This is a genomic window from Actinomyces bowdenii, from assembly GCF_017592395.1.
GTDB lineage: Bacteria > Actinomycetota > Actinomycetes > Actinomycetales > Actinomycetaceae > Actinomyces > Actinomyces bowdenii.
On sequence record NZ_JAGFOU010000017.1, the window covers coordinates 67,647 to 74,676 of the forward strand.

Consider the following 7,030-nt stretch of genomic DNA (forward strand, 5'->3'; position numbering starts at 1 on the left):
CGCAGCCGCCCGCGCGGCACCGACCGCCTGAGAACGTCAGGAGCCGACCATGACCACGAAGCCCGAGGCAGACCAGCACACCGCGCCCGCCGGGGCCGCTCACGGAGCCGGGCCCGCGGCGCCGTCGGGCCCCAGCCGCTCCTTCCCCGTCCACCACCACCCCACGCACCGGGGCGCCGAGGGCCTCCACCTGGAGACGCTCCTGGTGCGAGCGGGCACCGGCACGGACCCGGCGACGGGGGCCATCACCACCCCCATCCACCTGTCCACCGCCTACGGGCACCCGGGCCTGGGGCGGTCCACGGGCTACGACTACACGCGCACCGCCAACCCCACACGCGACATCCTCCAGGACGCCCTGGCCCAGCTGGAGGGCGGGACGGCGGGCTTCGCCCTGTCCTCGGGGATGGCGGCCCTGGAGCTGGCGGTGCTGACCCTGGCGCCGCACGGCAGCAGGATCGTGGCCCTCCAGGACCTCTACGGGGGCTCCTTCCGCTACCTGGAGGTGCTCCATGAGGAGGGCGCCTACGAGGTCGAGCTCGTCACCGGGATCGAGGGGCTGCGCGCCGCCCTGGCCTCGCCGGCCGCCCTGGTGGTCATCGAGACCCCCACCAACCCGATGATGGTGGAGATCCCCGTGCCCGAGGCCGCCCGCCTGGCCCATGCGGCGGGGGCGCTGCTGGTGGTGGACTCCACCTTCTGCACACCGGTGATCCAGCGGCCCCTGGCGCTGGGGGCCGACGCCGTGCTGCACTCGGGCACCAAGTACCTGGGCGGGCACAACGACGTCATGGCCGGGGCGGTGGTGGTCGCCGATGAGGGCCTGGCGGCCCGGCTCAACTACCGGCTCAACACGACGGGGGCCGCCCTGGGGCCCTTCGACTGCTTCCTGCTGCTGCGGGGCCTGAAGACCCTGGCCCTGCGCATGGAGCGGCACCAGGCCAATGCCCGGGCCGTGGTGGGCTTCCTCGAGGGCAGTGAGCAGGTGACGCGGGTGCTCTACCCCGGCTACTCGGGCATGGTGAGCTTCGAGCTGGCGCCGCAGGTGGACATCGCCCGCTTCCTGGAGTCGGTGCGGGTCTTCACCTTCGCCGAGTCACTGGGGGGCGTGGAGTCCCTGGTGACCTGCCCCGCCGTCCAGACCCATGCCGATGTGCCGCCCGAGCTGCGGGCCTCCTACGGGCTGACCGATCGGCTGCTGCGCCTGAGCGTGGGCATCGAGCACGCCGAGGACCTGGTGGAGGACCTCTCCCGGGCCCTGGGGGCCGCGTCGGCCAGCTCCTGACCCTCCCGCCTCGTGCCTTCAACCGCCGAGGTTGGCGAGGGCGGGACAGGGCGGTGGGGGCTGGTGTCGCGGGGCCCGGAGTCCCGCGCCCCGGGTCGGGTCAGGCCCGCGAGAGGCGGGAGGCCTCGGCGACCTGCTCAGGGCTGGGCCGCACGCCCGTGTACAGGGCGAACTGCTCGGCGGCCTGGAGGGCGATGACATCGGTGTTGTAGGCCACCAGGCGGCCCTCATCATTGACGATGGTGTTGACCGATCCGATGGCGCTGGCCGAGGGCGTCATCTCATCGACCAGGGCGATGACCTCCTCCTTCCAGGGCATGGAGACCCCGCATCCCCGGATGCCCAGGCCCCGCACGCCTGCGATGGCCGCGGTGATGTCCGTGGTGGTGAAGGCCTTGTAGACGAAGTCGAGGCCGAGGGCCTCGTAGAGGTGGTTGTGGAATCGAGTGCCGATGCTCGTGGGGCGGGCCGACAGGGAGATGCACAGCTGCGTGTCCTTGGTGATGTCTCGCACGAGGCGATTGTCCCACTCGCGCACCGCGAGCCCCTGGGAATTCACCCCCGGGAATGGAAAACACCCCGACTCCGACTTGACAGCCGATGACGGGGTGCTGGTGCGCCCGAAGGGATTCGAACCCCCAACCTTCTGATCCGTAGTCAGATGCTCTATCCGTTGAGCTACAGGCGCTGTGTCGCTTCCGACAAGCCAGAAGGTTACTCGCCGGCCCCCGCTCCGCCAAATCGGAATGCCGTGAGCCTGGGCACAAGCCGCGGCGGGCTCCAGGGCGCGGATCCGCCGCCGCCCTCCACGGTCGCAGGGCGGCGGGGAGGGGTCGCGGCGGCAGGACCGCGGGCCACCGCCGCGTTAAGCGCCCTGGCTGCCGCCGAGGGCCAGCAGACTCCCGCCGAAAGCCACGATCGACACAAGGCCGAGAACAGCGCCGACCACCATCCAGATGAGCATCGCGCGCGCCCAGGCCCTGCGGGTCGGGGAGCTGCCCGTGGTGAAGGCCACCACCAGCAGGTAGAAGAAGCCCACCACGGGCAGGGCGGCCAGGAGGATCGCGAGGAGCCAGCCTCCCAGGGAGTCCTCGCCCCCCTCCTGCCTCTCGGTGCGGACCGGGAAGGCCTCCGGCTGGGAGGCCCCCTGCGCCACCGGCTGGGCCGCCGGCGCCACGGGTGAGGCCTGCGGCACGGAGGGGCCGGAGGCCACGGCGTCCCACTGGCTCGCCACCGGGGCCTGCGGTCCCTGGGGGGAGGCCCCCTGCTGCCCCCGCTCGGCCTCGGCGCGCGCGGTGGCCACGGGGAAGACGGAGGACATGCCGACCTCGCCCTCGGAGCGGCTTCCCCACGGCTGGGATGCGCCCGGGGTGTGCGGGGAGGCGGGCGCCTGCGGGGCTGCGGCATGGGAACCGGCGGCCTGGGCGCCCGGCGCCGCGTAGCCCTCATGCCCGATGGCCTGGCCGGCGGCGGCCTGCCCATGGGCTCCCGGGGCGGAGGGCGCCACGGGGGCCGACTGGGCCGAGAAGGGGCCCTCGGGGACCACCGTCGAGGCGCCCTGCTGGACCCAGGGCGACTGAGCGGGCGCCTGAGCCGCGGGGGTCACGCCGGCACCGGGCGCGGCCTGGGCGGGGGCGCCGGCAGGACCGCTCTGCGCGCCGGGGGCGCTGGGCGCGACGCCGGGGCTGCCGGCCTGCCAGGCCGGCCCCGGGCTCGGGTGGTGGTACGGGGTGACCTGGGGCGCGGCCGAGCCGGCGCCGGGGGTGCCCGCCCCGCTCCCGGAGCCTCCCTGGGCCCCGGGGTCACCGGCACCGCCGGGGCCGGGGGAGGCCAGGGCGGCCGCGGGCTGGCCGGGCTGGCTGGTCTGGAAGGGCGAGGTGCCCGCTGCTGGCGCGCCCGCGCCGCCGTGCACCGGGCCCGCCGCAGGGAAGGGCGCCTGGGGCTGGGCGGGGGGCAGGCCCGTGGCGCCCCCGGCGTCGACGGGGTAGGCGCGGGTCTGCTCCTCCGGCGGCGGGCCCGCGGGCATGGCGGGGGGCTCGGGCCTCCACGAGGGGGCGGCGTGCTGGCCGCCAGGTGCGCCCGCGCCGCTGGCACCGGGCTGCTGGGGCGCCCCGGACTGCGCTCCCATCTGCTGGGCCTCAGCGCGGGCGGCGCCCAGCACGTCACTGTTGATCAGCACTGTGCGCGCGTTGAAGTCCTGCTGCTCCGCACCGGCGGAGGCGGCGTCCCCCGCAGGAACGGCATTCGAGCTGTCGCGGTCTGACATGATGGAGCCTTTCACGCGTGGTATGCGGACACGCTGCCTACGGATTGTGCCCGCTCCCATGTCCGTCTTCAACCACCTGGGCAGATGCGCCCCGCTCGCAGTGGCGCCCGGTTGAAGGAGAGCCGCACGGGCGCCGGCTCGGCGGCACGCAGCCGGATGAGGGCCCGATAGGACGACGACGGCGATGCGCCCCAGCCGTGGCCCTTGCCCCCTACCCGGGATCCCGGCCCCTCCCGCGGAATCCCCAGGGCGCCAGGCACTCCCGATGTTCCGCCATGGGCGGAACGGGTGCGCGCATCCACTGCCCGAAGCACGGCCGCAACACGGGAGCGGCACTGGCCGGCCATCGCACCGCCGGTGGATCAGCGGGCCGGGCAGCCATGAGACCCGATGGCCCGGGGCCACGGGTGATGGCGGAGATGGGGAGATTCGAACTCCCGAGGGGCTTCCACCCCAACCTCCTTAGCAGGGAGGCGCACTAGGCCACTATGCGACATCTCCATCGCTCGACAAGCGTGAGAAGACTACCGGGCTCGGGGCGCAGAGGCAAACAGGGCCCGCCGCGCCGGGGCGCGGCCCGCCCCGGCGCCGCTTCCCGCACGCGCGCCTGCGAGCAGGGGCGGCGCGGTACCCTGCTTCCGGGCGCACAGGACCGGTGGCGGCCGGGGAGCGGGGCGAGCGATGACATGGTGGATGGCGGCGACCGCCGTCGCCTGCCTGGCCCTCGTCGGCAGCCTGGCCGCCCTGGGCCGAGCCCGGCGGGCGCTTCAGCGCACCCGCGGGGAGCTGTGCCGCCTGCGGGCCTTCCAGGAGGAGCGGACGCGGCGCCCCAGCGTGCTGTCCCACGAGCTGCGCACGCCGCTGACCGTCGTGCGCGGCGCCGCCGAGCTGCTGCTCGACGAGAGCGCCGGCCCCCTCAACCCCGATCAGCGCCGCTTCGTCCAGACGATCGCGGAGAACTCCAACCAGGTCATCGACATGGCCTCGGACCTGCTGGCCGAGGCCGGCCTGGAGTCCGACCTGTTCAACCTCCACCTGGAGTGGACCGAGATGCGCCGGCTCGTGCGCGGGTGCGTCGCCCAGCTGCGCCGGGTCCACACCGCCCCCATCCGCCTGGACAACCACGGGGCGCCGCTGCGCATCCAGGTCGACCCCCGCCTCATGGGCCAGGCCGTGACCAACCTGGTCAACAATGCCGCCCGTCACGCCGGCGAGGGCGTGTCCATCCTCGTGCGCGTCACCGACTCCGAGGAGACCGTCTCGGTGTCCGTCTCCGACGACGGCACGGGGATGAGCGAGGAGGACCGGGCCGTGCTGTTCACGCCCTTCGCCACGGGCGGCTCGCGGCGCCCGGGCACGGGCCTGGGCATGATGATCACCCAGCGCATCGTCGAGCTGCACGGCGGCAGAGTGCTGGTCGATACCATCTCCCGCAGGGGGACCACCATCTACCTCACCCTCCCGCGCACCTGGCGGGAGCCTGATCGCGAGGGGGCGAGCACCAGTGAATGACACCGTCCAGCCACCAGGGGCGCCCGTGGTCCTCGTCGTCGACGATGAGCCGCAGATCCTCATGATCATGCGCTTCGCCCTGGAGACGGCGGGATTCGCCGTCGTCACGGCCGCCGACGGCGCGCAGGCGTGGTCGGCCTTCAAGCAGCACCGCTTCGACCTGGTGGTCCTGGACCTCATGATCCCCGCCGTCTCCGGGGTGGCCGTGGCCGAGCGGATCCGGGCGGTCTCGGAGGTCCCCATCATGATGATCACGGCCCTGTCCGATGAGCCCGACCGCATCCGCGGCCTGGAGGCGGGGGCCGATGACTACCTCACCAAGCCCTTCAGCCCGCGCGAGCTGACGCTGCGGGCGCAGGCCCTGGTGCGCCGGTGGCGGGGAGGCAGGCCGGCGACCCTGATCAACGGGGGGCTGAGCATCGACACGGCCGCCCACCGGGTGCACCTGCACGGCCGGGCACTGGACATGCCGGATACCGAGGCGCGCTTCCTGGAGGTCCTGGCCCGCAGCGCCGGGCAGGTCGTGACCTACCGCGACCTGCTCAACCAGGTGTGGGGCACCCAGGACCGCACCGGCGGCAAGGACATGATCAAGACGACGGCCTACCGGGTGCGGCGCGCCCTGGGCGCGGAGGGGCAGGACTACATCCACTCGGTGCGGGGCTCGGGCTACCTCATGCCCCGAATGGATGCGCCACGGTGACAGAGGTGTTACCAACCGTTACTCTCCGACACCCCCGCTGCCCGCCCGCCCGGGGATGATGGGCGGGCCCGGTGGGACGTCGGCGACCTCCTACCGCCCTGGCCCCACCCGATTCAAAGGAGAATCCCATGAGGAAGCGGCTGCTGCCCGCCCTGCTCGCCGTGACCACCGCGAGCGCCCTGTCCCTGGCCGGCTGCGCCGTCGACCAGGCGCAGACCGAGTCGATCACCGTCGCCTGCGGAGCCATGGAGGACCTGTGCCAGAAGTGGACCGAGTCCTTCACCGAGGCCACGGGCATCCCGGCCACCTACGTGCGCCTGTCCTCGGGGGAGACCGTGGCCCGCCTCGACTCGGCCAAGGACAGCCCCGAGTTCGACGTCTGGCACGGCGGCCCGGTCGACGGCTACGGCGCCGCCGCCGCCAAGGGGCTCATCGAGGCCTACGACTCCCCCAGCGCGGCGTCGATCCCCGAGAAGTACAAGGACCCCGATCACCAGTGGACCGGGGTGTACGTGGGGGTCCTGGGCTTCTGCTCCAACACCTCGGTGCTGGGCAAGCTGGGGGTGCAGACCCCCGACTCGTGGGAGGACCTGCTCGACCCCGCCCTCAAGGGGCAGGTCTCCACCGCCCACCCCTCGACCTCCGGCACCGCCTTCACCACCCTGTGGACCCAGGACGTGCGCCTGGGCGGTGAGGACCCCGCCTTCGACTACATGAAGAAGCTGCACAACAACGTCCTGCAGTACACCAAGTCCGGGACCGCCCCGGGGCAGATCGCCGGGCGCGGCGAGGTGGGCGTGGGCCTGGTCTTCTCCCACGACTGCGTGAAGTACCAGGAGGAGGGCATGTCCGACCTGGAGGTCTCCTTCCCCCAGGAGGGCACCGGCTACGAGGTCGGCGGCGTGGCCCTGGTGGCCAACTCCGCCAACGCCGAGGCGGCCAAGAAGTACATCGACTGGGCGATCTCGGCCGAGGCCCAGAACATCGGCCAGACAGTGGGCTCCTACCAGGTGCCCACCAACCCCGAGGCGGAGACCAGCGACAAGATGGTCAAGCTCGATGAGGTGGCACTGGTCGACTACGACTTCGCCGCCGCCGCTCAGGCCAAGCCCGAGCTGACCGCCCGCTTCGATGAGGAGATCGCCGCCCAGCCCAAGGAGTGAGCGCCCGGCGCCGGGGGGGGGGGGGGCGGCCCCCCCCCCCCCCCCCGCCCCCCCCCCCCCCCCCACCCCCCCCCCCCCCCCCCCCCCCCCCCCCCCCCCCC

At 73.6% G+C, this 7,030-nt stretch carries 6 protein-coding genes and 2 tRNA genes; 4 read left to right on the forward strand and 4 right to left on the reverse strand.

Going from position 1 to position 7,030, the window contains the following annotated elements; translation table 11 throughout:
* Positions 1–49: 49 nt before the first annotated feature.
* A complete protein-coding gene (locus J5X07_RS08670) occupies positions 50–1,285 on the forward strand; it encodes a PLP-dependent transferase (RefSeq protein ID WP_124934741.1) in 1,236 nt (411 codons plus the stop codon).
* A gap of 100 nt (positions 1,286–1,385) precedes the next feature.
* Here the strand turns inward: J5X07_RS08670 and J5X07_RS08675 are convergent, their stop codons facing one another.
* The 4 genes from J5X07_RS08675 to J5X07_RS08690 form a co-directional block, all read right to left on the reverse strand.
* Entirely contained in the window at positions 1,386–1,799 is a 414-nt protein-coding gene (locus J5X07_RS08675) for a hypothetical protein (protein WP_185732117.1), read from the reverse strand.
* A 98-nt stretch (positions 1,800–1,897) separates the two neighbouring features.
* A tRNA-Arg gene (locus J5X07_RS08680) sits at positions 1,898–1,973 on the reverse strand.
* A 177-nt stretch (positions 1,974–2,150) separates the two neighbouring features.
* A complete protein-coding gene (locus J5X07_RS08685; protein ID WP_208479498.1) occupies positions 2,151–3,551 on the reverse strand; it encodes a hypothetical protein in 1,401 nt (466 codons plus the stop codon).
* A 411-nt stretch (positions 3,552–3,962) separates the two neighbouring features.
* Positions 3,963–4,052, reverse strand: a tRNA-Ser gene (locus tag J5X07_RS08690).
* Positions 4,053–4,244: 192 nt separating this feature from the next.
* Between J5X07_RS08690 and J5X07_RS08695 the strand changes: the two genes are divergently transcribed.
* From J5X07_RS08695 to J5X07_RS08705, 3 genes are all read left to right on the forward strand, one after another.
* Positions 4,245–5,063: a sensor histidine kinase gene (locus tag J5X07_RS08695; RefSeq protein WP_208479500.1), complete on the forward strand. Its 819-nt coding sequence runs from the start codon at positions 4,245–4,247 to the stop codon at positions 5,061–5,063.
* Positions 5,056–5,766, forward strand: a complete 711-nt coding sequence (locus J5X07_RS08700; RefSeq protein ID WP_341769441.1) for a response regulator — start codon at positions 5,056–5,058, stop codon at positions 5,764–5,766. Before J5X07_RS08695 ends, J5X07_RS08700 begins: the two co-directional genes overlap by 8 nt.
* Positions 5,767–5,894: 128 nt before the next feature.
* Positions 5,895–6,929, forward strand: coding sequence for an ABC transporter substrate-binding protein (locus tag J5X07_RS08705; protein ID WP_208479501.1), 1,035 nt, complete (start codon positions 5,895–5,897; stop codon positions 6,927–6,929).
* Positions 6,930–7,030: the final 101 nt, after the last annotated feature.

What these genes read in the sequence shown, in the direction of transcription:
- J5X07_RS08670 (WP_124934741.1), top strand. Translation starts at nt 50, where the DNA reads ATGACCACGAAGCCCGAGGCAGACCAGCACACCGCGCCCGCCGGGGCC.
- J5X07_RS08685 (WP_208479498.1), bottom strand. Translation starts at nt 3,551, where the DNA reads ATGTCAGACCGCGACAGCTCGAATGCCGTTCCTGCGGGGGACGCCGCC.
- J5X07_RS08695 (WP_208479500.1), top strand. Translation starts at nt 4,245, where the DNA reads ATGGCGGCGACCGCCGTCGCCTGCCTGGCCCTCGTCGGCAGCCTGGCC.
- J5X07_RS08705 (WP_208479501.1), top strand. Translation starts at nt 5,895, where the DNA reads ATGAGGAAGCGGCTGCTGCCCGCCCTGCTCGCCGTGACCACCGCGAGC.